This window comes from Pandoraea aquatica, from assembly GCF_902459565.1.
Lineage (GTDB): Bacteria > Pseudomonadota > Gammaproteobacteria > Burkholderiales > Burkholderiaceae > Pandoraea > Pandoraea aquatica.
On record NZ_CABPSN010000005.1, the window covers coordinates 278359 to 303892 of the forward strand.

20 protein-coding genes and 2 tRNA genes are annotated in these 25534 nt (G+C 62.8%); 12 read left to right on the top strand and 10 right to left on the bottom strand.

Annotated features, from left to right (window positions below):
* The first annotated feature begins 82 nt into the window (after window positions 1-82).
* On the top strand, window positions 83-1555 hold the full coding sequence (locus PAQ31011_RS18310; RefSeq protein ID WP_150577160.1) for an amino acid permease: 1473 nt from the start codon (window positions 83-85) through the stop codon (window positions 1553-1555).
* A 111-nt stretch (window positions 1556-1666) separates the two neighbouring features.
* Here PAQ31011_RS18310 and PAQ31011_RS18315 read toward each other — a convergent pair whose 3' ends face one another.
* A complete protein-coding gene (locus PAQ31011_RS18315) occupies window positions 1667-2428 on the bottom strand; it encodes a CerR family C-terminal domain-containing protein (RefSeq protein ID WP_246179646.1) in 762 nt (253 codons plus the stop codon).
* Between the two features lie 147 nt (window positions 2429-2575).
* On the opposite strand from PAQ31011_RS18315, the gene PAQ31011_RS18320 reads away from it, so the two are divergent.
* The 3 genes from PAQ31011_RS18320 to PAQ31011_RS18330 are packed head-to-tail and all read left to right on the top strand — an operon-like array spanning window position 2576 to window position 6845.
* Window positions 2576-3811: an HlyD family secretion protein gene (locus PAQ31011_RS18320; protein ID WP_150577293.1), complete on the top strand. Its 1236-nt coding sequence runs from the start codon at window positions 2576-2578 to the stop codon at window positions 3809-3811.
* Window positions 3804-5390, top strand: a complete 1587-nt coding sequence (locus PAQ31011_RS18325; RefSeq protein ID WP_246179647.1) for a DHA2 family efflux MFS transporter permease subunit — start codon at window positions 3804-3806, stop codon at window positions 5388-5390. The genes PAQ31011_RS18320 and PAQ31011_RS18325 overlap by 8 nt, the downstream gene beginning before the upstream one ends.
* Window positions 5391-5396: 6 nt before the next feature.
* Complete coding sequence (locus tag PAQ31011_RS18330) at window positions 5397-6845, top strand: efflux transporter outer membrane subunit (RefSeq protein ID WP_150577161.1); 1449 nt, start codon at window positions 5397-5399, stop codon at window positions 6843-6845.
* Between the two features lie 136 nt (window positions 6846-6981).
* On the opposite strand, the gene PAQ31011_RS18335 is transcribed toward PAQ31011_RS18330, so the two are convergent.
* Both PAQ31011_RS18335 and PAQ31011_RS18340 read right to left on the bottom strand, forming a co-directional pair.
* Window positions 6982-7058, bottom strand: a tRNA-Arg gene (locus PAQ31011_RS18335).
* Between the two features lie 148 nt (window positions 7059-7206).
* Window positions 7207-7283: transfer RNA gene (locus PAQ31011_RS18340), tRNA-Arg, on the bottom strand.
* Between the two features lie 409 nt (window positions 7284-7692).
* On the opposite strand from PAQ31011_RS18340, the gene PAQ31011_RS18345 reads away from it, so the two are divergent.
* On the top strand, window positions 7693-9345 hold the full coding sequence (locus PAQ31011_RS18345) for an AMP-binding protein (protein ID WP_150577162.1): 1653 nt from the start codon (window positions 7693-7695) through the stop codon (window positions 9343-9345).
* 245 nt (window positions 9346-9590) lie between these two features.
* Here PAQ31011_RS18345 and PAQ31011_RS18350 read toward each other — a convergent pair whose 3' ends face one another.
* A complete protein-coding gene (locus tag PAQ31011_RS18350) occupies window positions 9591-10436 on the bottom strand; it encodes a tRNA threonylcarbamoyladenosine dehydratase (protein ID WP_150577163.1) in 846 nt (281 codons plus the stop codon).
* On the opposite strand from PAQ31011_RS18350, the gene PAQ31011_RS18355 reads away from it, so the two are divergent.
* The 4 genes from PAQ31011_RS18355 to PAQ31011_RS18370 all read left to right on the top strand — a co-directional run bounded on the left by PAQ31011_RS18355 (window position 10435) and on the right by PAQ31011_RS18370 (window position 15956).
* A complete protein-coding gene (locus tag PAQ31011_RS18355) occupies window positions 10435-12543 on the top strand; it encodes an AsmA family protein (protein ID WP_246179648.1) in 2109 nt (702 codons plus the stop codon). The genes PAQ31011_RS18350 and PAQ31011_RS18355 overlap by 2 nt on opposite strands.
* A gap of 297 nt (window positions 12544-12840) precedes the next feature.
* Complete coding sequence (gene pdxH / locus PAQ31011_RS18360) at window positions 12841-13488, top strand: pyridoxamine 5'-phosphate oxidase (protein ID WP_150577164.1); 648 nt, start codon at window positions 12841-12843, stop codon at window positions 13486-13488.
* A 117-nt stretch (window positions 13489-13605) separates the two neighbouring features.
* Window positions 13606-14826 carry an SAM-dependent methyltransferase gene (locus PAQ31011_RS18365; protein ID WP_150577165.1) on the top strand — a complete coding sequence of 407 codons (1221 nt, stop codon included), beginning with the start codon at window positions 13606-13608 and terminating at the stop codon, window positions 14824-14826.
* Window positions 14823-15956: a DUF72 domain-containing protein gene (locus tag PAQ31011_RS18370; RefSeq protein ID WP_150577166.1), complete on the top strand. Its 1134-nt coding sequence runs from the start codon at window positions 14823-14825 to the stop codon at window positions 15954-15956. Before PAQ31011_RS18365 ends, PAQ31011_RS18370 begins: the two co-directional genes overlap by 4 nt.
* 120 nt (window positions 15957-16076) lie before the next feature.
* Here PAQ31011_RS18370 and fabV read toward each other — a convergent pair whose 3' ends face one another.
* Entirely contained in the window at window positions 16077-17270 is a 1194-nt protein-coding gene (gene fabV / locus PAQ31011_RS18375) for an enoyl-ACP reductase FabV (RefSeq protein ID WP_150577167.1), read from the bottom strand.
* A 189-nt stretch (window positions 17271-17459) separates the two neighbouring features.
* Window positions 17460-18998: an MFS transporter gene (locus tag PAQ31011_RS18380; protein WP_150577295.1), complete on the bottom strand. Its 1539-nt coding sequence runs from the start codon at window positions 18996-18998 to the stop codon at window positions 17460-17462.
* A 481-nt stretch (window positions 18999-19479) separates the two neighbouring features.
* Between PAQ31011_RS18380 and PAQ31011_RS18385 the strand changes: the two genes are divergently transcribed.
* From PAQ31011_RS18385 to PAQ31011_RS18395, 3 genes are all read left to right on the top strand, one after another.
* Window positions 19480-19830, top strand: coding sequence for a hypothetical protein (locus tag PAQ31011_RS18385; protein ID WP_150577168.1), 351 nt, complete (start codon window positions 19480-19482; stop codon window positions 19828-19830).
* Between the two features lie 82 nt (window positions 19831-19912).
* Window positions 19913-20875, top strand: coding sequence for a hypothetical protein (locus PAQ31011_RS18390; protein WP_150577169.1), 963 nt, complete (start codon window positions 19913-19915; stop codon window positions 20873-20875).
* 91 nt (window positions 20876-20966) lie between these two features.
* Complete coding sequence (locus tag PAQ31011_RS18395) at window positions 20967-22019, top strand: hypothetical protein (RefSeq protein WP_150577170.1); 1053 nt, start codon at window positions 20967-20969, stop codon at window positions 22017-22019.
* A gap of 114 nt (window positions 22020-22133) precedes the next feature.
* Here PAQ31011_RS18395 and msrA read toward each other — a convergent pair whose 3' ends face one another.
* The 4 genes from msrA to PAQ31011_RS18415 all read right to left on the bottom strand — a co-directional run bounded on the left by msrA (window position 22134) and on the right by PAQ31011_RS18415 (window position 25501).
* The gene (gene msrA, locus PAQ31011_RS18400; RefSeq protein ID WP_150577171.1) at window positions 22134-22706 is read right to left on the bottom strand and encodes a peptide-methionine (S)-S-oxide reductase MsrA; all 573 of its coding nucleotides are present in this window, start codon (window positions 22704-22706) and stop codon (window positions 22134-22136) included.
* Window positions 22707-22976: 270 nt separating this feature from the next.
* A complete protein-coding gene (gene hutG / locus PAQ31011_RS18405; RefSeq protein ID WP_150577172.1) occupies window positions 22977-23933 on the bottom strand; it encodes a formimidoylglutamase in 957 nt (318 codons plus the stop codon).
* Between the two features lie 120 nt (window positions 23934-24053).
* Window positions 24054-24836 carry an amino acid ABC transporter ATP-binding protein gene (locus PAQ31011_RS18410; RefSeq protein WP_150577173.1) on the bottom strand — a complete coding sequence of 261 codons (783 nt, stop codon included), beginning with the start codon at window positions 24834-24836 and terminating at the stop codon, window positions 24054-24056.
* Window positions 24833-25501, bottom strand: a complete 669-nt coding sequence (locus PAQ31011_RS18415) for an amino acid ABC transporter permease (protein WP_150577174.1) — start codon at window positions 25499-25501, stop codon at window positions 24833-24835. The genes PAQ31011_RS18410 and PAQ31011_RS18415 overlap by 4 nt, the downstream gene beginning before the upstream one ends.
* Window positions 25502-25534 lie beyond the last annotated feature (33 nt).

Genomic DNA, 25534 nt, shown 5'->3' on the forward strand with positions numbered 1-25534 from the left:
TGGCGCGAGCATCGTTCCGTTCCGGACGGGCTCGCGCCCTCCCCCGTAGCACGCTTCAACTTTTTGTTGTGAAAGGTGTGTCATGACGCGTACTCCCCAGCCCCCTTCGTCTTCCTCGTCATCTTCGTCCGGCAAGCGCGATTTCTCGCACATCACGCGCCGCGAACAAGGCTTGCGACGCTCGCTGACCGCCAGCCAGATGGCCATGATCGCCATTGGCGGCGCCATCGGCACCGGTCTCTTTCTGGGCAGCGGCTTTGCCATCGGCTTCGCCGGGCCGAGCGTGCTGATCTCTTATGCCATCGGGGCGCTCATCGCGCTCATGCTCATGGGATGTCTTGCCGAGATGACCGTCGCGCATCCGACGTCGGGCTCGTTCGGCGCGTACGCAGAACACTACATCGGACCGTGGGCGGGTTTTCTCGTGCGCTATGCCTACTGGTCGTGCATCGTGCTGGCCGTGGGCACCGAGGTCAGCGCCATCGCCGTCTACATGAAGTACTGGTTCCCGCAGGTGCCGGGCTGGTATTGGGTCGCCGGCTTCTCCGCTGCGCTCGTGCTCGTGAACGCCATGTCGGTGAATCTGTTCGGTGCCATCGAATACGGCTTCTCGCTCATCAAGATCACGGCCATCGTCGTGTTCATTCTGATCGGCGCTTACGTGGTGTTCATTGCACCGGGTTCCGTGGCCGACGGGGCGCATTCTCCCGCCGGATTCGCGAACTACACCGCGCACGGCGGGTTCTTTCCGAAGGGGCTTTGGGGCATGTGGGTGGCCGTCATCATTTCGATCTTCAGCTATCTGTCCATCGAGATGATCGCCGTGGCCGCCGGTGAAGCCGAGAACCCGGAGCGCGCCGTGACGCGCGCCTTCCGCTCGACGGTCGTGCGTCTCGTGCTGTTCTATCTGCTCACGCTCGCGCTGATGCTCGCCATCGTGCCGTGGACCGCCGCCGGACAGGACGAAAGCCCGTTCGTGAAGGTGATGCAGGCCATCAACATTCCGGGTGCAGCAGGCGTGATCAACTTCGTGGTGCTGATCGCGGCGCTCTCGTCGATGAACAGCCAGCTCTACATTACGACCCGCATGATGTTCTCGCTCTCGCGCGCCGGTTATGCGCCCGCCCGCTTCGGCGAAGTGAACAAGCGCGGCGTGCCGCTGGCCGCCCTGCTGCTCTCGACGGTCGGCATTGCGCTGGCGACGCTCGTGAACTTCCTGTACCCCGAGTCGTCGTTCACGTTCATGATGGCGATCTCGATGTTCGGCGCAATGCTCACGTGGATGATGATTTTCGTCACGCACTTCTTCTTCCGTCGCGCATGGCGACGCGAGAATCATCCGCCGCTGGCGTTTCGCATGTGGGGCTTTCCGTGGCTCACGCTGCTGGGGGCCGCACTCATGGCCGCCATCATGCTCACGACGCTCCTGACCGGCGTGTTCCGCATGACGATGATCTTCGGGGTGCCGTTCGTAGCCGCCGTGCTGCTGATCTACTTCCTGTGGTACCGCAAACGCGACGGGGAGCCGCAGGCGCGCACGGCGACGCAATCGTAAGCGTTCACCACACGCAGTGACAAAAAGAGACGGGGCATCCATGGATGCCCCGTCTCTTTTCCGATTCACGCGCCGCTTCACATATCGGCGCGTGTCACGTCGTTCAGCTCCTCACGACTTCGCGGCTGCCTTGCGCTGCCGCACCGTGCGCTCCAGCAAGTAACGCGTCTGCTCCAGCACGGCTTCGCGCACCATCCGATTGCGATCCGGGTTCGGCTCCGAGTCCCATCCCATCGAGCTGTCGACGGAACGGCGCATCACGCGAAACGCCATCCCGAGCGTGCTGATGCACACGGCGCGTATCCGCATCGCCTCGTCGTCGGGCGCAACGCCCGCGAGCCGCGTCACGATGTTCGCGCCCACAGACGCCAGACGGCGCGAAAAGCGATCGTGAAACACCTTGAATCCCGCCTCCGGCCCGAGCCCCGCCTGCTCGCGGGCCATGAACATGTTCCAGCCCTCGATCTCAGGCACTTCCTCCATGAAACCCGCCTTGCGATTCTGTAACTCGCAGAAGGCGTCGATGAGCTGCTTGTCGGTCGCATCGGGATCGGCCATCACCCGTTCGGCCGACTCGATCGCCTCGCCCATCTGCCCGAGTACCAGCCCCAGGATGTACTCGACACAGGCCTTGTACACCCCCTCCTTGTTGTCGAAGTAGTACTGAAGCGCCGGGGCGTTCACGCCCGCCTCGTTTGCGATGTCGCGCGTGGACGCCCCGGCAAAGCCGAACTCGCCGAAACACTTGATTGCCGCGAGGATGATGCGCGCACGCGTTTCCTCGCCGCGCTGATAGCCGGTATCGACCGCATGCCGCGGGCGCGTGGCTGTGCTCTGCATGCGAACGCGCCCGGCACGTGATGTCCCTGTCATGACTCTCCTTGCTTCCCAAAACTTTCGTCAAAAATATAACACTTGACATAAATCGATCAACTGGAATAATTCTGCCAATTGGAATAATTTGGGGAATTTCCCATGAATACCGCAACACAGGTCAAACCGTCGGAACCGGTGCACACGATGGAGCGTCCGGCCGACGCCCCCGCCGCAAAGGCGATGGAAAACGCCGGAAAGCCCGGCCAGACGAAGGCCCCGGCCAATCCGCGTCGCAAGAAGCTGCTGCTGGGCGCGCTTGCGCTGGGCGTCGTTGCGGGGCTGGGCTGGGGCGCGCACTGGTGGTTCGTGGGTCGCTTCATTGAATCGACCGATGACGCCTATCTGCAAGCCGACAGCATGACGGTCGCGCCGAAGGTCGGCGGCTACGTCACCGAGGTGCTGGTGCGCGACAACGAAACGGTGACGGTCGGACAACCGCTGGTGCGGCTGGACGGGCGTCAGTATCAGGCCGCATACGACGAGGCGACGGCGACGGTCGTGGCGCGTGAGGCGGACGTCGCCCGCGCACAGGCCGAGCTTTCGCAACACGCCGCGACGATTGCGCAGGCGCGCGCCGAACTCGACAGCGCAAAGGCAAACGCCGCTTACTCGGCCGGTCAGGTCAAGCGCTACGCCCCGCTCGTGGCGACCGGCGCGGAGACGGACGAACGACTGGCCGAGCTGCGTAACACCAGCACCCGCGCGGATGCCTCGCTCAAGAGCAACGAAGCCAGCCTTCAGTCGACCGAGCGTCAGACCGATACGTTGACCGCGGCGCTCGCACAGGCCAAGGCCCAACTGGCCGTGGCACAGGCCAGCGCCCGCAAGGCCGAACTCGATCTTGCCGATACCGTGGTCAAGAGCACGCTGGCCGGACGCGTCGGCGACCGTGCCGTTCGCGTGGGCCAGTTCGCACAACCCGGCACCCGTCTGCTGACGGTCGTGCCGGTGCAGAACGTCTATCTGACGGCGAACTTCAAGGAAACGCAGGTCGGTCATATGCGCCCCGGTCAACCCGTGACGATTCACGTCGACGCGCTACCCGGCGAGCCGATCCACGGTGTGGTCGACTCCGTCTCCCCGGGTACCGGCTCGCAGTTCGCTCTGCTGCCCGCGCAAAACGCGACGGGTAACTTCACGAAGATCGTGCAGCGCGTGCCGGTGCGTATTCGCCTCGATGCCCCGGAATCGCTGCGCGCCGTGCTGCTGCCCGGCCTGTCGGTGACGGCAGACGTCGACACGCACGCAACGACCCAAAAGACGGCAGCGGCACCGACAAAGGTGTCGCTCAGCGCGCCGCTCGGCTCGGGCGTCGGCCCCGCGACGAACACGCCGTCGAACGCCAGTACCGCACCGGCTAGCGGAGTCCAACGTGGCTAACACCGGGGCCGCTGGCATCGCCGGCGCAGCAGCCAAACCGGCCAACGCGAACGCGTCGGACTGGATCGCCGTTGCCGCCGGAGCGCTCGGCGCGCTGCTCGCCACGCTCGACATCTCGATTACCAACTCGGCACTGCCGCAGATTCAGGGGCAAATCGGGGCGTCGGGCACCGAGGGCACGTGGATTTCCACGGGCTACCTGATGTCCGAAATCGTCATGATTCCGCTCGCTGCGTGGCTCACACGCGTGCTCGGATTGCGTCGCTTTCTGATGCTCAACGCCGTCTTCTTCACGCTGTTCTCGATGATGTGCGGTGTGTCGAGCAGCCTGACCGAGATGGTGGTCGGCCGGATCGGCCAGGGCTTCGCAGGCGGCGCGATGATTCCGACGGCCCAGATGATCATTCGCACGCGTCTACCCCGGCATCAGATGGGTGTCGGCATGGCGATGTTCGGCCTGATCGTTCTGCTCGGCCCGCTGCTCGGTCCGGTGGTCGGCGGCTGGCTCACCGAAAATGCGAACTGGCGCTGGTGCTTCTTCCTGAACCTGCCGCTCTCTGCGGCCATCGTGACGTTGCTCGGCCTGGGCCTCAAGCGCGAACCGACCAATTTGCAGGCGTTCCTCAAAGCGGACTGGCTGGGTATCGTAGGTCTGACGATCGGACTGAGTACGCTCACCGTCGTGCTCGAAGAAGGACAGCGCGAGCGCTGGTTCGATTCGCACATGATCATCTGGCTGTCGGTGTTCTCGGTCATTGGCATCGGCATGATGCTCGTGGCGCAGTTCACCGCCGAGAAGCCCATCGTCAAACTCGCGCTGCTGGGCAACAAGAACTACGCCAGCGTGATCTACATCGTGTTCACCGTCGGTGCCGGGCTTTACGGTGTGTCGTATCTGCTGCCACAGTTCCTCGCCACGATTGCGGGCTACAACGCGCAGCAGTCCGGCAACATCATGTTGCTTTCGGGCTTGCCCGCGTTTTTGATGATGCCGTTCTTGCCGCGCCTCATCAGTCGCGTGGACATCCGTCTGCTGGTGATTCTCGGGCTGCTCTGCTTCTTCGCGAGCTGCATGCTCGACATCGATCTGACGGCGCAAAGCGTGGGGCACGATTTCACGTTGTCGCAGTTGCTGCGCGGCGTTGGACAGATGCTCGCGATGATGCCGCTCAATCAGGCTTCGATGGCGGCAGTGGCTGCAGAGGACGCCGGCGACGCCGCAGGCCTCTACAACATGGCCCGCAATCTAGGCGGCTCGGTTGGCCTCGCGCTGCTGGGCACGCTGATCGATCGCCGCACGGACTATCACGACGCCGTGCTGCGTGAGTCGCTCACCGCCAACAACCCGATGGGACAGGAACATCTCTCGTCCAATGCGGCAGGCTTTTTCGCGCAGACGGGCGACATGGTTCATGCGCAATTGCAGGCGACAGCGCAGCTTGCCGCCGAGATCGCCAGACAGGCCAGCGTCATCACGTTTTCCGAGACTTTTTATGCGTTGGGGATCGCACTGCTGCTCTGCGTGCCGCTCGCCCTGATGCTCAAGCAACCGGCCGGTTTCAGCTCCGGCGGGCATTGAACGATCATGACTTTTCATCTCAAAACGCTGGCCGTCGCGGCCGCCTTTCTCGTCGCAGGCTGCACGGTTGGCCCCGACTATCGCGGCGCGCCCGACGTGGCCGGCGACGCACTGCGCACCGGCGCGACCTTTGCTCATGCGGGCGAAGGCGTCGAAGCGCACGCGCCCGGCGTAGCACGCTGGTGGACCGCGCTCGACGATCCGCAGCTCACCGCGCTGATCGACGACGCCATCGCCCATAGCCCCGATATCCGCGCGGCGCAGGCGAAAGTGCGTCAGTCGCGCGCCAGTCTTCGCAGCCATCAGGCGGACTTGTTGCCGAAGGCCACCGTCGACGCTGCCATGCTGCGCACGCGCTCGCCGGATCTCGGCATGCTGACCGGCAATGGCGGTGGCGGCGGACGCGGCCCCCTCGACCTTTACGTCGCCGGTTTCGACGCCAGTTGGGAGATCGATCTGTTCGGCGGTACGCGTCGCGCCGTGGAAGCTGCGAGCGCCGATGCCGACGCGGCGTCGGAAGACCTCGCCGACGCGCACGTGCAACTGGCGGCGGAGGTCGCGCAGAACTACGTGGCGCTGCGCGACCAGCAGGCCCGGCTTGCGCTGGTGCGCGACTCGGCGCAGCTCGAAGGCGAGATGCTCGAACTCACACGTCAGCGGCGTGCAGGCGGCGTGGCCTCGGAGCTGGACGTCGAGCGACTCTTCACGCAGGTCGAGCAGACGCAATCGCGGGTGCTGCCACTGGAAGCCGACGTCATCGAATCGCTCGATCAACTGGCACTCCTGACGGGGCGCGCACCGGGCTCGCTGGATGAGACACTCAAGTCGCCCAAGGCATTGCCCAATGTCCCCGCGAAGGTAGCCATCGGCGATCCGTCGGCGTTGTTGCAGGCGCGCCCGGACATTCGTGCGGCCGAGCGGCGTCTCGCATCACAGAACGCACAGATCGGCGTGCAAACCGCCAACTGGTTTCCGAAGCTCTCGATCATGGGCGAACTCGGGTATTCGGCGTTCGATCCGGGACATCTCGTGCGCAAGGACAACTTCAGTTGGATGACGCTGCCGCGCCTGCAATGGAACGTGCTCGACTTCGGACGTGTGCAGGCAGGCGTCGACGGTGCCAAGGCGGGACGCGATCAGGCACAGGCCAAGTATGAGAGTGCGGTGCTCACGGCGTTGCGTGATGCCGACGTCGCACTGGCACGCTACGGTCATCAGCGTGAGAACGTCTACCGTTTGCGCAGTGTGGAAGCATCGGCCACGCGTGCGGCAACGCTCACCCGCCAGCGTTACCGCGCTGGCACGGCAAGCACGCTCGACTGGCTCGACGCCGAACGCACACGCTTCTCTGCCGAGCAGGACCGGATTGCGGGCGACGCACAACTGCTCAAGTCGTTCGTGACGTTGCAAAAGGCGCTGGGCTTGGGTTGGCAGGTGGGACAGACGACGAGTTGATCGTCATTGCGGTGACGGCATTCGCGAGAGGGATGCCGTCACGCTCGCACCCGATGAATGGATGACATCAAGGGTGAGCGGTAAACGAAAAACGCTCCAGAAGCTTTCGCCTCTGGAGCGTTTTTGCCAACTGAGTTGGCGCGGCTGGCAGGATTCGAACCCACGACCCCTTGGTTCGTAGCCAAGTACTCTATCCAACTGAGCTACAGCCGCACTTACTGCACGAGACACCGATCAGACGATCCTGCTGCTGTCGGCTTGCCTTTCATCGATACTGACCGGTGCATGACACTCGGTGCATCAACGGAAGGACTCTCCCGAAAAACTAAGGGTCTCCCCGTGAGGAGACCCTCGAAATAGATGGCGCGGCTGGCAGGATTCGAACCCACGACCCCTTGGTTCGTAGCCAAGTACTCTATCCAACTGAGCTACAGCCGCGCTGTGAGAACAGAATTATGTAAGAAACCAACTCACCACGCAAGTGTTTTTTGCAATTCTTTTGTCATATCCCCAGTTTTCTCGCCGCATCGGGCAATTCATGCGGGATTAGCGCGGAATCCCCCTCACTGGCAAGCCTTTGCCGCTAGAACAATTACTCCACGCAAACCCGCATCAAATCAGGGCTTTCCATGTGCTCGCGCCGGAGACGGCACGGTATGCTACGGCTTTTTGCAACGCATCGAATGGCGCACCCGCTGCGCACGCGAGGCAGAATCGGGCAAGGAGACGCCCCGCTCGCACCCCCACACGACATGCGATGAAACGATGCATCGGTCGCCCTGTACTTTTTCACTGGTACTTCCCCCGGCGCGCCAGATGCGATAAAAACCAGTCCAAGGAGGCGCTCATGGATAAAGTCTGGCTCAAAAGCTATCCGCCCGGCGTACCGGCCGAGATCGACGTCAACACTTATCGTTCGCTGAACGATGTGTTTCTGCAAAGCTGCCAGAAGTTCGCGAATCGTCCGTCGTTCACCAATCTCGGTGTCACGCTGACGTTTGCCGACCTCGAGCGCAAGTCGCGCGACTTCGCCGCGTATCTGCAAAGCCTGCCCGGATTGCAACGCGGATCGCGTGTGGCCATCATGTCGCCGAACCTGCTCCAGTATCCGGTGGCTGTCTTCGGCATCCTGCGCGCAGGCATGGTCGTCGTGAACGTCAACCCGCTGTATACGGCGGGTGAACTCGAACATCAATTGAAGGACGCGGATTGCGGCGCGATCCTCGTCATCGAGAACTTCGCCGCCACGCTGCAAAAGGCGTTGCCGAATACGCCGGTCAAGCACGTCATCACCACGGCCATCGGCGATATGGTGCCCGCACCGAAGCGCTGGATCGTCAACTACGTCGTGCGTCACGTGAAGAAGATGGTGCCCGAGTGGAACATTCCGCACGCCGTACCCTTTCGCACGGCCATGGCGCAAGGCGCACGCGCCAAGTTCGAGGAAGCGCAACTCGATCACGACGACATCGCCTTCCTTCAATACACCGGCGGCACGACCGGCGTGGCCAAGGGCGCGATGCTCACGCACTACAACATGATCGCCAACATGTTGCAGGCGCGCGCGTGGATCGGCTCGGGTCTCGAAGAGGGCAAGGAGATCATCGTCACAGCGCTGCCGCTGTATCACATCTTCTGTCTGACGGCGAACTGTCTGGTGTTCCTTCAGCTCGGCGCACTCAACCTGCTCATCACCAACCCGCGCGACATGCCCGGCTTCGTGAAGGAACTGGGCAAGTGGAAGTTCACGTTCATGACGGGCGTGAATACGCTCTTCAACGGTTTGCTCAACACGCCGGGCTTCGATCAGCTCGACTTCACCGCGCTCAAGTGCGCACTGGGCGGTGGCGCGGCCGTGCAACGCGCGGTGGCCGAACGCTGGCAGAAGGTCACGGGGCACCCGCTGATCGAGGCGTACGGGTTGACCGAGACGTCGCCTGCCGTGTGTATCAATCCGCTCGGCAGCGAGTTCAACGGCTCCATCGGTCTGCCGATTTCGTCGACCGAAGTCAGCATTCGCAACGATGCCAACGAAGCGCTGGGCTTCGGCCAGGAAGGCGAGATCTGCGTGCGCGGCCCGCAAGTCATGAAGGGCTACTGGCATCGCCCCGACGAGACGGCCAAGACCATTACGCCTGACGGCTGGCTGCGCACCGGCGACATCGGCACGATCGACGAACAAGGCTACGTGCGCATCACCGATCGCAAGAAGGACATGATCATCGTGTCGGGCTTCAACGTCTATCCGAACGAAGTCGAGAGCGTGCTCGCGATGTGCCCGGGCGTGCTGGAATCAGCGGTCGTGGGCGTGCCGAGCGAGCGGACCGGCGAAGCAGTCAAGGCAGTGATCGTCAAGAAATCGCAGGATCTGTCGGAGAAGGCCATCATCGACTTCTGCCGCCAGCATCTGACGAACTACAAGGTGCCGCACGTCATCGAGTTCCGCACCGAACTGCCGAAGACGCCCGTGGGCAAGGTGCTGCGTCGCGAGTTGCGCTGAGACGTTCTCATTGCGGCAGTGCCGCATTCACGTTGTTTCGTTATGCATAACGAAACAACGCGCTGCAAACAACAACGGCCGGAGATTCTCCGGCCGTTGTTGTTTTGGAAATCGAGAGACTGATCGAGAGGTATTTCCTGTGCGCCGCACAGCGACCCGCCACCCTTTCGTAACTTTTGGTTACAGACGTGACGCGCGAGGCTTGGGAAAATCTCGGGCACGTGAGTGCCCGCACCGAGCCGATTTCAACGTCCGACCTTCGTCACCTGCTTTAAAACGTGAGCTGCGGCGGCCATACCGAATGTCGCTGTGACACACATGCTCGAACCGAAACCGGCGCAATTCAAGCCCTGCGGAGCCACAGCGGCATCGGACGTTTGGGGCGTTTCGCCCGGCGCGCACACTGCTTCCGGATAGTGCAACGGCTCGTCCGAGTACACGGCCGGCACGTTGAACTTGGCTTTCGGACCACGGACAAATCCATGTTGCTTGCGTAATTGCGCACGCACTTTCGCAAGTAGCGGATCCTGGATCGTGCGGGTGAGATCGTCGATACGAATCCGTGTCGGATCGATCTGACCGCCTGCACCGCCCACGGTGATCAGACGCTGCTTATGCGCTACGCACCATGCGATGAGCGCCGTCTTCACCCGAACGCTGTCGATGGCGTCGACCACCCAGTCGAAGCCGCCGCCCAACATGGCGTCGAGATTTTCCAGTTCGACGAAGTCCTCGACGAGCGTAAGCTGGCAACCAGGATTGATGGCCATGATCCGTTCGGCCATCGCGGCAACTTTGGGTTTGCCGTAGTTGCCATCGAGTGCGTGCACCTGACGATTGGTATTGCTTTCGGCGACGTTATCGAGATCGATAAGCGTGAGTCGGCCCACGGCGCTGCGCGCCAGCGCTTCGGCCACCCACGAGCCAACGCCGCCGATGCCGATGACGGCCACGTGGGCTTCACGCAGACGCGCGAGACCGTCGTCACCGTACAAGCGCGCGAGGCCGCCGAAACGGCGGTTCGCGTCATAATCCTTCTCCGATGGCGTGGCAGGCACCGGAGTTACAACGATCGACGGGGTACTGTTCATGATGCGATGGGTAACGTCCTTGAAATGGCTGGCGATCACGATAGTCGCCATCGTGCTGGCATTCGCGGCGTTCATCACGTGGTTTGACTGGAACTACGCCCGGCCCTTTATCAACCGGGAGGTGAGCACCGCGACGGGCCGCCCGTTTGCCATCCGGGGCGACCTTTCGCTGCACTGGCTGGCCCCGAATGCGCAGGCCCCGGGTCTGGGGCGCTGGCTGCCGCGGCCTCGCCTGATCGCGAATGATATCGTGTTAGGCAACGTTGCGTGGAGTCAGGAGCCGAACATGATCTCGGTGGGCCGGCTCACGTTCTCGCTCGAATGGCTGCCCCTGCTCGACAAGCACATCGTGCTGCCCGAAGTCGCGCTGTCCGCACCGAAGGTTGTCATCGAACAGCAGGCGGACGGGCGCAACAACTGGACCTTCACGAAGGGCGATGGCCAGCCGTCGCCGTGGAAATTCCGCATCGGACGTCTGATTCTCGAAGACGGTGTGGTGCGCGCCAATCTCGCGCCGCAACAACTCGATCTGACGGCCAACATCGCCACCATCGACGGTCAGGCCCCCTACGGCATCGGTGTCTCGCTGAAAGGCACGTTCCGCAAGGTCGCCGTCACCGGTAAAGCGCGTGGCGGCGACGTCCTCTCGCTCGAAGACTCCGGCGAGCCCTATCCGCTCGACGCGAGCGTGCGCATCGGCCGCACGCAGATCGCCGCCAAGGGCACGTTCACGAATCCGGCCACCCTCTCTGCACTCGACATGCACCTGCGTCTGGCCGGGCCGACGATGGCCGACCTTTATCCGATTACCGGCGTGCTGCTGCCGGAGACCCCCTCTTACGAAACCAACGGGCACCTGCTGCATACCGCCGGTGTCTGGCGGTACGAGCGCTTCCAGGGTAAGGTCGGTCAGAGCGATCTCTCGGGCACGCTGGTGTTCCGCCAGCGCGAGCCGCGCAACATTCTGCAAGGCGCGGTCGTCTCGAATCAATTGCGTCTGGTCGATCTGGGACCGGCCATCGGCGGACAGAATCCGTCGGGCGGCAGCGACCTGTCGGGCAAGCCGAAAGCGCCGCCGTCCGACAAGGTGCTGCCGGTCGATCCGTTCAAGACGGACCGCTGGCGCGCCATCGACGCAGACGTGCAATTCACCGGCCGCAAGATCATCAAGGACAAGAGCCTGCCGATCGACAACCTCGTCACGCATCTCGTGCTGGACGACGGCGTGCTCTCGCTGCGCCCGCTGGAATTCGGCGTGGCGGGCGGACGCATTACGTCGACGCTCGTCCTCAACGGACAGGCCGAACCGATGAAGGTGGATTCGCAGATCTCACTGCGCCATCTGAAAATGAAGCAGCTGCTGCCCGACGTCGATCTGATGAAAACGAGTGTCGGCGAAGTGAATGGCGACGCGGCCCTGACCGCCACCGGCAACTCGATTGCGGCGCTGGCCGGCTCGTCGAACGGAGAGATCAAGACGCTCATCGACCAAGGCTCGGTCAGTAAGCTGCTGCTGCAATACATGGGGCTGAACGTCGGCAACATCGTGCTGACGAAGCTCTTCGGCGACAAGCAGATCGAAATGCGCTGCGCCGCCGCCGACTTTGCCGTGCGCGACGGCCTGATGGACGCCCGCACCTTCGTGATCGACACCGACGACACCAGCATTGGGGTGACGGGTCAGGTCGACCTCAAGCGCGAACACTTCAACCTGACGATCCGCCCCGAGCCGAAGCACTTCGGCCTGCTGTCGTTGCGCTCGCCGCTGTATGTGCGCGGCACCTTCAAGCATCCGGACGTGGGCGTCAATGTACCGACGCTCGTGGCTCGCGCAGGGGGTGCCATTGCACTGGGCGTGCTCGCCCCGTACACCGCGCTCATCCCGTTGCTCGAACTCGGCCCCGGCAAGGACAGCCCCTGCGGCGAACTGCTGGCCAAGCTGCAACACCCGCCGAGCCGCAACCCCGCCAACGTCAAGCCGGTCCCCGATGCGAAGGGCCCCGGCACCGGATCGGGTAACGCCTCCGACGGCAAGCCTGGCGGCCGCGGACACACCTCGCAGACGTCTCCGTCAGCCACCGTCGGCGCAGGGAGCGAAAAGCCCTGACCGATTCGCGTTGCATGGGCATGGCACGGCCAATGGCCCACAGAATGCAAAGCAATGCCCATGCCAACGTGATGGATTTGCCGTCGCCTTCCGGGGTGATTTTCGGGACAGGGTGCGGCTCTGAACGGAAATACTTCACTCATTAAATATCAAGCACATAGCGTGAGATGCCCATTCCACGGGGCATTCAGCGGATCGTTGCGCGCACGATGCGACAAATCGCCACGTGCGCAATTTCCCTAACTCTTCGCTATACTGTGTCGCAACCCCCAACGCACCAGACCGATTACGATCGTCGTGAACCAGACGCTTTCTCTCGCGGACCTGCGCAAAAACTACGCCCTCGGCTCACTTTCGGAGACCGATGTCGCGTCCAGCCCGTTCGACCAATTCCGACTCTGGTTTGAGCAAGCGCTCGCGGCCCAACTGGCCGAGCCGAACGCCATGACGCTCGCCACGGTCACGCCGGACGGCCGCCCCGATGCACGGATCGTGCTCATCAAAGGCGCCGACGAACGCGGGTTCACGTTCTTTACGAATTACGATTCGCGCAAGGGTCAGGAGTTGGCGGCCACGCCGTACGGTTGCCTGCTGTTTCACTGGATCGAACTTGAGCGTCAGGTGCGCATCGAGGGGCGTGTCGAGAAGGTGAGCGCAGAAGAAAGCGACGCTTATTACCATTCGCGCCCGGTGGGTTCCCGCCTTGGCGCGTGGGCCTCGGTGCAGAGCGCCGAAGTGGCCGACCGCACAATCATCGAGCAACGCGAAGCGGAGTTCCGGCGCCAGTTCGGCGACGCCCCGCCGCGTCCGCCGCACTGGGGTGGTTACCGGCTCGTGCCGGAAACCATCGAGTTTTGGCAGGGCCGCGAATCGCGCCTGCACGATCGCATCAAATTTTTCCGGCTTGCCGATGGAGCGTGGCGCGTCGCGCGCCTGTCCCCTTAAACGTTGTTGTGTCGGCTACGCCGACGCGGTACGCCTGCCCGCCCGTTTTCGACGAGGAGACGTCACCGTGCCGACGGTACGGATGAAAGTTTTTTTGGTGACACTTGGAGCACATCCATGTTGTGGGAGAAAAAACTCGAAAACTGGGTCAGCGGCGTCAAGACCTCTTCGAACCTGCCCATTCGCCTCGCGCTTTGGAACGGTCAGCAGTACGATTTTGGTGCCTTCGACAACCCCAGCGTAACGTTGCGCATCAATGGCCCCGCGGCCATGACGCGTCTACTGAGTCCAAGCCTCGATAATCTCGGCGAGGCGTATGTGAAGGGTGAGATCGATGTCGAAGGCCGACTGGCCGACGTCATCGACATGAGCTACGCGCTCGCGGGCAGCAGCCTGACGACCATCGGTCCGCTTGAGCGTGCCGTGCGTCACTTCAATCACACCAAGAAGTCCGACAAGCGCTCGATCGAGTTTCACTACGACGTGTCGAACGAGTTCTACCAGCTGTGGCTGGACAAGAACATGGTCTATTCGTGTGCCTATTTCGAAAATGGCGACGAAGACCTCGACACGGCGCAAGAGAAGAAGATCGATCACATCCTCACGAAGATCGGACTGCAACCTGGCCAGACGCTGCTCGATATCGGCTGTGGCTGGGGAGCCCTGGTGATTCGCGCCGCGCAGAAGTTCGGCGCGAAGTGCCTCGGCGTGACGCTCTCGGAAAATCAGTTCGCACTGGCGACCGAACGTGTCAAAAAGCTCGGATTGGAAGACAAGATCGAGATCCGCATTCAGGATTACCGCGACGTGGAAGGTCAGTTCGACCGCATCACGAGCGTGGGCATGTTCGAGCACGTCGGGCGCAAGAATCTGAAGGACTACTTCGCGAAGATGGCTTCCCTGCTCAAGGACGACGGCGTCGCCATGAACCACGGCATCACGTCGACCGATCCCGATAGCGGCGAGACGGCGATGGGCGGTGGCGAGTTCATCGACAAGTACGTGTTCCCGAACGGCGAGCTGCCGCACATCAGCCTGGCGCTGGAGTCGATGCAGCGCGGCGGACTCGAGGCGAGCGACGTGGAAAGTCTGCGCCGTCACTACGCCCAAACGCTCAGGCTGTGGTCGGAGCGCTTCGAAGCGAACGCGCCGCGTCTGCGCGAGCTGGCCGGCGAAGAACGCTTCCGTGTCTGGCGCGTGTATCTTGCGGGTTGCGCCTATGCGTTCGAGCACGATCACGTCTCGATCTATCAGGTCGTGTGCCGCAAGGCAGGACAATCGGCGAAGCAGCTTCCGTGGTCGCGCCGTTACATGTACGAGAATCGCAACAATCAATGAGTCAGATCGATCTGTTCGGCGCGCCGCCTGACGATCCAGCGCCAGGGGGACGCGCCGGGCAGGTCGACGGCAAGTCCGCGTCTGCGGCCTCTTCCGAGGGCCGACGTCCATCGCTTAATGGCGGTGGTGTCGGCGCGGCCGACCTTTCTCCCGATGTACAAACGCTGGGCGACCGCCTGCCCGGCAACATCCGTCTCGGCACCTCGTCGTGGTCCTTCCCGGGCTGGAAAGGCATTGTCTGGGACGACGATTACAGCGACACCAAACTCTCGCGTCAGGGACTCACCGCTTACGCCAGCCATCCCGTGCTGCGTTGCGTCGGCATCGACCGGTCGTTTTACAAGCCGATGTCGATCGTCGAGTACCAGAAGTACGCCGAACAGGTTCCGAAGGATTTTCGCTTTCTGGTGAAAGCACCGAGCGTCGTGACGGATGCGGTCGTGCGTGGCGAGAAAGGCGAAGGACTCAGCACGAACCCATGTTTTCTCGACGCGCGCATCGCTACCGAGCAATTCGTCGCGCCCTGCCTTGCAGGACTGGGGTCGAAGGCCGGTGTGCTCGTGTTTCAGATGTCGCCGCTGCCGACCGAGCTGCTACGCGATATCCCCGCGTTAGTTCAGCGCATCGAATCGTTTTTCTCCGCCCTTCCCCCCTTGCCGCAAGGCGAGACGCTGCCCGACGGGACGACAGCGCCTGGCCCCTGCTACGCGCTGGAGATTCGCGATGGTGCGCTGCTGACGCCGCGTCTCATGCGCACGCTGGGGCAACTGGGTGTGCGTTATTGCATCGGTCTGCATGCGCGCATGCCGCACGTGGAGCGTCAGGCCGCCGCACTGGCATTGCTCGACGAGATGGGCGCAGGGCCGCTCGTGGTCCGCTGGAATCTGAACAGCGGCCATAAGTACGAACAGGCGAAAGCGAAGTACGCACCGTTCGACAAGATCGTCGATCCCGATCCGACGACGCGCGACGTGCTCGCCGCACTGGCCACGCACTATGCACTGGCCGGGCACCCCGTCTACGTCATCGTCAACAACAAGGCGGAAGGGTCGTCGCCGTTGTCGTGCAAGGCGCTGGCCGAGCGCATTTCCGAGTTGTCGCAGACGTCCGCCGAAGGTAGCGCAGACTGACCGGTACTGCCGAGTCGCCATTGCGCGCCCCGACGCACACCCCAGAAACGACAATGGCCTGAGCCGGCAGTTACGCCAGACTCAGGCCATCGTCATTCGAACGCGAAAGGCGCGACGCGCTTACGCGACGAGGTGCGGAATTGCGACGTCCGGATTCACGTCGGCGTCGTAGTCCACGCCTTCGATCTCGAAGCCGAACAGACGCAGGAACTCGTGCTTGTAACCCGCGAAGTCCGTCAGTTCGTACAGGTTCTCGTTCGTCACCTTATCCCACAGCGCCGAGACTTCGCTCTGCACTTCCGGCGACAGTTCCTTCTGGTCGGTACGCACACGGCCTTCTTCGTCGAGCAGCGGCGACGCGTTGTACAGGCTGTCCTTGTACAGACCGTAGATCTGTTCGATACAACCTTCGTGGGTGCCCTTGGCCTTCATGACCTTGAACAGCAGCGACAGATACAGCGGCATCATCGGAATCGCCGAGCTGGCCTGCGTGACGAGTGCCTTGAGCACGGCAACGCGCGCATCGCCGCCGGTCGGGGCGAGCTTCGCACGAATGCCCAGCACCTTCTCGTCCAGATCCTTCTTGGCCGCGCCAATGGAACCGTTCCAGTAGATGTCGTGCGTGATCTTCTCGCCGAGATACGTGAAGGCGGTTGTCTTGGCACCCGGGGCGAGCACACCGGCTTCGGCCAGCGCGTCCATCCACATCTGCCAGTCTTCGCCGCCCATGACGGCAACCGTGTTCTCGATCTCTTCCTGCGAGGCCGGTTCGAACACCGACTCCTTCACGACTTCCTTGTCCGTATCGATGCCGCGCAGCGTCACCGACTTGCCGACCGGCTTGAGCACCGAGTTGAACACCTGCCCCGTTTCCGGATGCGTGCGGCGCGGAGCCGCCAGGCTATACACGACCAGATCGACCTGACCGAGATCGTTCTTGATCGTCTCGATGGTCTTGGCCTTGATTTCTTTGGAGAAGGCGTCGCCGTTGATGCTCTTCGCGTAGAGGCCCTTTTCGGTGGCGAACTTGTCGAAGGCGGCGGTGTTGTACCAGCCCGGCGTGGCCGGCTTGGTCTCGCTACCGGCGCGCTCGAAGAACACGCCCAGCGTGTCGGCGTTGCTGCCGAAGGCGGCGGTAATCCGGGCAGCCAGACCGTAGCCGGTCGACGCGCCGATCACGAGCACCTTCTTCGGGCCGTTCGCGATCGGGCCTTGCGCCTTGACGTACTCGATCTGTTGCTTGACGTTGGCTTCGCAGCCGACGGGATGGGTGGTGACGCAGATGAAGCCGCGCACGCGTGGCTTGATGATCATGGAAACCTCATTCACAAAATTCGGTGATGCCGGCTCACCCGGCAAACACCGCGCATTGTAAACGAGGTCGGGCCGGGCCCGGCAGTTTGAGACCGTTTTGCCCGGCCAGCCGCCTGATTTCCGGGCGCTTTCCGCCGTTCGGCAATGCCCGATCAGACAGTGCCGAACGCCATTCGGATTATTCCGGCGCTATTCCGGCGCAACGACCACCGTTCGGTCGACCCGCTTAGGGAACTGGATCTGACGAATGCGGCGCACCAGCAAGGCGGCCACGATAGCGGCCACGCCCGTGAGCAGCACGCCAGCGTGCACAGCGTTGACCAGCGTCTGACGTGCCGTTTCGACCAGCGGCAGGCCGTCGATGCCCATGGCACGCAGGTCGGTCAGCAAGTCGGTGCGCAGCGCCGGGTCGATCAGGATGCGCGGATCGAGGGCGCGCGCCACGGCGTGCGCTGCGGGCGTGCCGTCGTAGCTCGTCACGGCCCCGGCCACACCACGCGCGTACCAGTGATTGACCAGCGTACCGACGATGGTCGTGCCCAGCATGCCGCCGACCATGCGCGTCGATTGGAGCAGTGCGGTCGTGATGCCGAAGCGCTCGCGCCCGGCGATCTCCTGCCCGAACACGTTCATGTTGTTCAGGATGAAGCCGATGCCGATGCCTGCGCAGGCCATCGCCAACGCAAGCAGGCCGTGCGGCGTAGTGTTATGCGCCACCCCCACGCCCACTGAGGCCACCGCGAGCAGGCAAAAGCCGATGACCAGCATGTTCGTCGGCCGTGCGAGACGCACCACCACCGGTGTATTGATGAAGCTGCCCAGCGCGATGCATGCCGCAATCGGCGTCGCGATCAGCCCGGCAGCCTGCGGGCTGAGGCCGAAGCCGCCTTGCAACAACAGCGGCGCGAAGAAGATCAGCGAATACATCACGAAGCCGATCAGCACGGAGAGCGTGAACAGCACCACGAGCTGCGGATGGCGGAACATGTCGAGCGGCACGATCGGATGCGTCGCGCGCCGTTCGGTGCGCAGCAACGCCCAGAACCCGATCGCGACGGCGGCGATCAGCGCGAGATTGACCAGCGATGCGCCATGCTCGGGCACGCTCTCGATAAACACCTGAAAGCCGCCCAATACCACTGCGATCCAGAGCGCCCCGCGCCAGTCGACGCGAACGTCGCCCTTGTGCGCGGGCGGGAATTTCGGCAGATAGCGCCAGACGAAGTACAGCGCCGCCAGCCCGACCGGCAGGTTGACGAAGAAGGTAGAGCGCCAGCCGAAATGCTCGGAGAGCAGACCGCCAAGCGACGGGCCAGCCGCCGTACCGATGCCATACGCCGTAGTGATCACCACCTGCCAGCGCACACGCGAACGGGCATCCGGAAACAGGTCCGGAACGGACGCGAAGGCCGTGCCGACCATCATCCCGCCGCCAATGCCTTGCAGGCCGCGCGCGAACACGAGGAACGGCATGTTGGGGGCGAGCCCGCACAGCAGGGAGGCGAACGTGAACGTCAGCACCGAGGCGATGACGAACTTGCGTCGACCGAAGTAATCGCCGAGCCGCCCGAATACCGGCACGGTCACGACGGAGGCCAGCAAATAAATGCTCGCAATCCAGGCGTAATACTCGAAACCCTTGAGCTCGGCGACGATGGAGGGAAGTGCTGTACTGACGACGGTCTGGTCGAGGGCGACCAGCATGTTGACGAGCGCGATGCCGATCATGGCCATCAACGCATCGCGGAAAGGCAGGGGGCGCACGGCAAACTACCTGAAGACTTCATGGAGGGGAGCCGCCATTTTATGCGAAAAATAATGAATATATGAACGGTTATGCATGACGCGCATTTCCGGCCCAGAGCCCCCGGCATGCCTCGTTCTGCGTCCCCCGCCTCCTCTTGCGCTGTTGCGAAGTCATCACAAAATTAAATTCAACGAATATCCATAAAAAATTCAACAAACGTTCGTTTTGCATCTCGTGTTGGCCCCCATCCCCTGAAATCGGGGCGTTGTCCGATCCCCCTTTCGGACGCGCCACAACCCCACGCCCCTCGGCGGCGGGCATCATCGATGTGTCCTGGCCGGGCGTGCACCGCAGCAAATACGTCAATCCCCGGCGCATTCGCCAAAACCGCGCTTTAACAACGGTCGCACCATCGCTCGACGCTTCGCAAAGCGTCGTCGTCACTTCTCTGGAGATACGCCCATGAAACAACGCCCTGCGCGCGAAGACTATCGACGATGGCTGAACGCCCAGCGCGGCGAGGCAACGGCTGACGCACAAGCGTCGACGCAGGAAACGGCCGCACTCCCGGAGATTCCCGAGACACTGCCGTACGCCGGGTATGTCGTCTGGTTTTACGCAAGCCTCACGTATCTCGATATTCGTTTCGATCACCACCAGTTCGCCATCGTCACGCAACAAGTGCCCTGCCCCGCCGAAGCGTTCTACTTCGATCATTTCGACGCCGCCTATGGGCATGCGGCAGACGTGGGCGAGCCCTGCCTGATCCTCTTCGCTTCAGTGACCGGTGGCGCGGCAACTGTCGCCGGGTAGATGCGGTAGGCGTTCGAGGGGTCCGCAGGTGGACGTGACGCGATGTCGGCGTTTGCACAACGCACGAGGTTCGCCATTCCTCGTGCCGTCACATCTTCTTCCACGATGTATCCACGCTCAGGGAGCTTTGACCATGCCGTTTCTCACATTTGGGGCTTCGCTTGCGCAGGCCCGCGCGAACGCTGCGTCGGCCACGTCCAACGCCGACTTCGTCATCCCGTCGACCGCCATCGAAATACAAGCGGTCAGAAACGTTGTTTCGGCCACGTCCAATGTCGATCTCCCCGTCATCCCGTCGATCGCCATTGAAACGCAAGTGGTCAGGGGCATTGTGCCGGTCATCGACAAGGAATCGCCAACGGATCGGGGCGACGCCTTCGTCAAATCGACTCGCCGCGCTTTTGGATGCCAACCGACACCGGTCGACAAATACCTGGCCAATGCCCTCGCCGAGTTCATCACGCCTCGCGGCGAATGCGCTCCTCGAACGTTCGCGAGCAATGCCGCGCTCCGAGCAGAACTTGCCGAAATGCTGGCGCTTCACCCGGATGGCGAAGGGGTGAGCGTGGCTAAACGAATCGAGGCGTTGGGGTACCCCTCTTTGCTGCGTGACGATCCGACGTATTTACCCGGGACGCTCGGTGCGATGCGTTACGACGTCGGGGCAAACGCCATTCGTCTTGGGCGCTTCAAACTCCCGGAGACCGACCCCTATAGCAAGGCAGCAGCATTTCGTTTTGCCGGCGAATGCGAGTTGGCCCATCTTCGTCAAGGTGACCCTGTCGCCCCGCTGGTCAGAGAGGACCATGCGTCGATCCTCGACTTCCACTACCGGGCGGCTGGCATGCGAGGCCATACGGCGCTACCGCCGACGGGCTACGTCAACGCTGGACAAGACGAAACACATCTCTCGGATTTCACTGCGCACCTCACGCGGTGTCGACGCCTCGGGCGCCCCGCACGTTCAATCCTGGCCAGCGGATCGCGCGTGTATCCCGTCTCACCGCTCGACACGATGCAAACCGGTCCCTGCGTCATTCTCTGACGCTTCGCAGGATCTCGCGAGCGCCGCGCCCCGTTGGGCGACTGCCCGACGCCAGCCATGACAGCAACGACAGACTTTGAGAGAGGACTTCATGCCCGCACCGTCACAACCGCTTCCGGGTTACTGGCCGCAATTGTCGAACTGGCAAATCCAAGCAGGCGAGGCACCCGACAACGCCCGTCCGGCATCGCAGTTCACCAGCATCAGGAATCGCTTGCCCGAGGGGCATACCGTTCGCACGGCCCCCGTGGGGATAAAAGCGCATGCCGTCCCTACGGAAACGCCGTGTCAGGGCGTGCATTTGGACGACTACATGCACAACGTGCTCGCGGCCCTGGTCACGCCCAAGGAGGGGTGTCCGTCGCGACGCTATGCGCGCAACGCGGAGCTTCGGCATTCGGTCGCGACCGCGCTGGCGCTGCATCCGGAGGGCGGCACCGCATTGCTCGAAGCGAGATTGAAATCGCTGGGATTGCCTTCACTGCTCCGCGACGAGCCGCAATATCTGCCGGGAACATTGGAAGCGTTACGGTATGACGTGGGCGCACAGATCGTGGCCATCGGGCGAAGCGAGTTGCCCGATCTCGCTGACGTCGATACGCCAGGGGATGACGCGTTACATGAGGCAGGCGCGCGTGAGTTGTCTTACCTTGATAGCGACAGCCCGCACGCGGCGGAAGTCGTGCGCGACCACAGACGCATTCTCGACTTCCATTACGGTGCAGCAGGGGTTGGCGCATTTGCGGCGCATGAAGCCCTTCAAGCGCTTGAAGCCATGAGGCGCACAGCCTTCCCGTCATCGGTAGAACTCAGAGCCCCCTTCAAGTCGGAGGCAGCAGCGATCGCGGCGGCCGTGGCAACGCCTGATGCGCCGTTGGATCAACGTCTGAGAAATGCGCGGCACCAGCAACACCGCATCGCCACCTTCATCGGGCATATCGAACGGTGTCGACAGCGTGCCGAACCACCGCCCTTGCGAAGCAGTAGCGGCAGCGCGTGGGGCCGGATTCCGTTGTCGACAGCGACGGACGCACAACGCGCGCGTCGTAAGGCAGCGGACAGCGGTCCGCCACCTCATCCTCCGTATCCACCTTATCCGCTGTCGCGTGAGCACGACCCGCTCTACAACTGCACGATCCTGTGAGCGACTCCGCCGCGTCGGGCTAACCGCCTGTCGCTCCATTCCGCGAGCCCTGTGACGGCCGCCACTTGTTCGCAAGCGAGGACGAGCCTTGCGCTGCACGCAAGGCCTCGTCACTTACGCCGCCGGCTTCAACCGACGGGCGAACTTCTCGCGGAATTTCTTGAGCTTCGGCGCGACAACATAGGCGCAGTAGCCCTGATCGGGATGCTGACGGAAGTAGTTCTGGTGGTACGCCTCGGCGGGCCAGAACGTCTGCGTCGCGACGACCTCGGTGACGATGGGATGCTGATACGTCATCTCCGCCATCAGTTCGGCGATGAGGTGTTCGGCCGCCGCCTTCTGTGCGTCGTTGTGATAGAAGATCGCCGAGCGGTATTGCGTACCGACATCGTTGCCCTGGCGGTTGAGCGTGGTCGGATCGTGAATCTGGAAGAACACGATCAGGACTTCTTCGAACGTGACGACATCCGGGTCGTAGGTCACCTGCACCACTTCCGCGTGGCCCGTGTCACCTTCGCAAACCTGTTCGTACGAGGGATTGTCGACATGGCCGCCTTCATAACCCGAGACGACAGACTTCACGCCGTCCAGTTGCTGATAGCAGGCTTCGAGACACCAGAAACAACCACCAGCCAGCGTGGCGACTTCGGTACGGGTACCGCTCGGGGAGTTCGTCTGCTCTGTCATCTTGACCTCGCTTGTCGACTGCGATTGTGCGCACGTGCGACGGTCCGGCATGCCGCAGTGCACCAAACAAATAGGGCGGGCGATCGAGAGTTCGATCGCCCGCCCTATTGTCGCGCAGAAGTCCCGCGAACGGCGCAAATAACCTTAAGCATGGCACGGTGCGTAACGGAATGAACGGTACGTCTCGCCCCGCAGCTGCACCGTTCAAGCGCTCATGCGTTCGCCGGTTCGCTTCACCCTGCCCTTCACCCTTGCGCCCACCCGTTCAGCTTACCCCTGCAGCTGCGTGATCAGCGGATGCAGCAGTCGCGCACCGACACGTGCCGTGAGACCGTCGCGGTCGTACGTCGGGTTGTACTCGGCGATGTCCGCCACGCGCAGCTTGCCCGAACGACGCACCACGCCGATGAGCGCTTCCACCACTTCGAACGCCACACCGTGCGCGGCCGGTGCCGACACACCCGGTGCCTTCTCGCCGGGCAGCACATCCATGTCGATGGTCAGATAGACGTGGCTCACCTTCGCCAGCTTCTTCTCCAACTGTTCGCACATTTCCGGCAGTCGGTGCGCAAGCATCGTCGAGTCGAGCCAATAGTCGACGTTCAGCGCGGTGGCACGCTCGAACAGCGCATCGGTGTTGCTGTAACGGCTCACGCCGAGACACGCGTAGTGGAACGGCGCCTGACGGCCCGCCAGCAACTGCGAGATCTGCCAGAACGGCGTGCCGGAGCTGGCTGTCGGCTGTGCGCGCAGATCGAAGTGGGCGTCGAAGTTGAGAATCAGAATCGGCTCGTCGCGCAGACGGTCACCGTAGTGTTCCGCCACGCCCAGGAACGTGCCGTAAGCGATCTCGTGTCCGCCACCCAGCACCACCGGACGCGCACCCGCCGCCAACACCTCGGCGACACGATGACCCAGCGCGGCTTGCGCTGCTTCGAGCCGTTCGTCGGCACACACGATGTTGCCGCCGTCGAACACGGCCGGCGTGCCCTGCACAGGCAGGCTCGCCAGTGCCCGGCGCAGCATGTCCGGACCGGCAACTGCGCCCTGACGTCCATGATTGCGACGCACGCCTTCGTCACTGCAAAAGCCCAGCACCACCGCGCCGCCCGCCACTTCCGATGCTTCGCAAGCATCGTAGTCGCGCAGCACCTGATGCAGACGCAGCGTGTGCCCAGTTTCGCCGGTATCCACACGGCCTTGCCAGACCGCTCGATCGATTGTCATACGTTTTCCTGCCTTGCCTTACCTGATCGTTACCGAATTACTCTGCCTAACTCATCGACTCGCATCGACTCGCATCGACGCGCGCCGACCAGCACCGGCACTGCCGGTGCCGCCAGGTCGTTACGCCGAACGCGTAATGACTGCTTGCAGGAATTCACGCGTACGCGCCTCGCGCGGTGCCGTGAAAATCTGCTCCGGCGAGCCGGCTTCGATGATGCGGCCCTGATCCATCACGACCACCACGTCGGCGACTTCGCGAGCGAAGCCCATTTCGTGCGTGACGACGAGCATCGTCATCCCGTCGTTCGCCAGCGCTTTCATCACCTGCAACACTTCGCCGACCAGTTCCGGATCGAGTGCCGACGTCGGTTCGTCGAACAGCATGACCTGCGGCTGCATGGCGAGCGCGCGGGCAATCGCCACGCGCTGCTTCTGACCACCGGACAGCGTGCCCGGGTAGACGTCCGCCTTCGCGGCGAGACCCACCTTCGTGAGCAGTTCGCGGGCGAGCTTCTCGGCGTCGGCGTGCTTCATGCCGCGCAGCTTGCGCGGGGCGAGCGTCACGTTATCGAGCACCGTCAGATGCGGGAACAGGTTGAACGACTGGAACACCATGCCCACTTCCGTGCGCAGATGGTTCAGTGCGTTCTCGCCCATCATCTTGCCGTGATCGACGAGCTTCTTGCCGACGATCTCGATGGTGCCCTGCTCGGCTGTTTCCAGACCGTTGCAGCAGCGCAGGAACGTACTCTTGCCCGAACCGCTCGGGCCGATGACCACGACGACCTGACGCGGCTGCACTTCGAAGTCGATGCCCTTGAGGACCTGATGGCTGCCGTAAGCCTTGCCCAGCCCTTCGATCTTGAGGATCGGGGCGCCGTTGGTTGTCTTCACTTCGCTCATTGCACGGCACCTCCGGCACGCAGGGACTTCTCGGCGCGCTGCAGCAGCAGCGTCGTGACACCGGTCAGAATCAGATAAACAAATGCAATCGCCAGATACACTTCCAGCGAGCGATACGACACGCTGATGATCTTCTGACCTTCGTGCATCACGTCATGAATCGTGAGCAGCGACACAAGGGCGGAGTTCTTGATCAGCGCGATGAATTCGTTGCCCAGCGGCGGGATCATGCGCACCACTGCCTGCGGCAGAATCACCGAGCGCATGGCCTGACCGTAAGGCATGCCGAGCGAGCGGGCGGCTTCCATCTGACCACGCTCGATCGACTGGATGGCGCCGCGCACGATTTCCGAGACGTAAGCACCGCTATAGATGCCCAGACCCAGCACGCCGCACAAAAACGCCGGCAGCAGAATATTGAACTGAGGCAGACCAAAGAACAGGATGAAGAGCTGCACCAGCAGCGGCGTGCCACGAATGAACGTGACGTACGCGGTACAGATGCCGTAGCGAATGCGGTTGGCCGGATTGAGTCGGCCCATGCCGACCAGCAAACCCAGGACACAGCCGAGGGCCAGGGCGCAGGCGGTGACTTCGACGGTCACCAGCGCGCCACGCGCCAGGTCCGTCCAGTTTGCCCACACCGGCGAAAAATCGAGTTCCATGCGTACTCCGTCAGTTGCTCTACTGCGCTATTG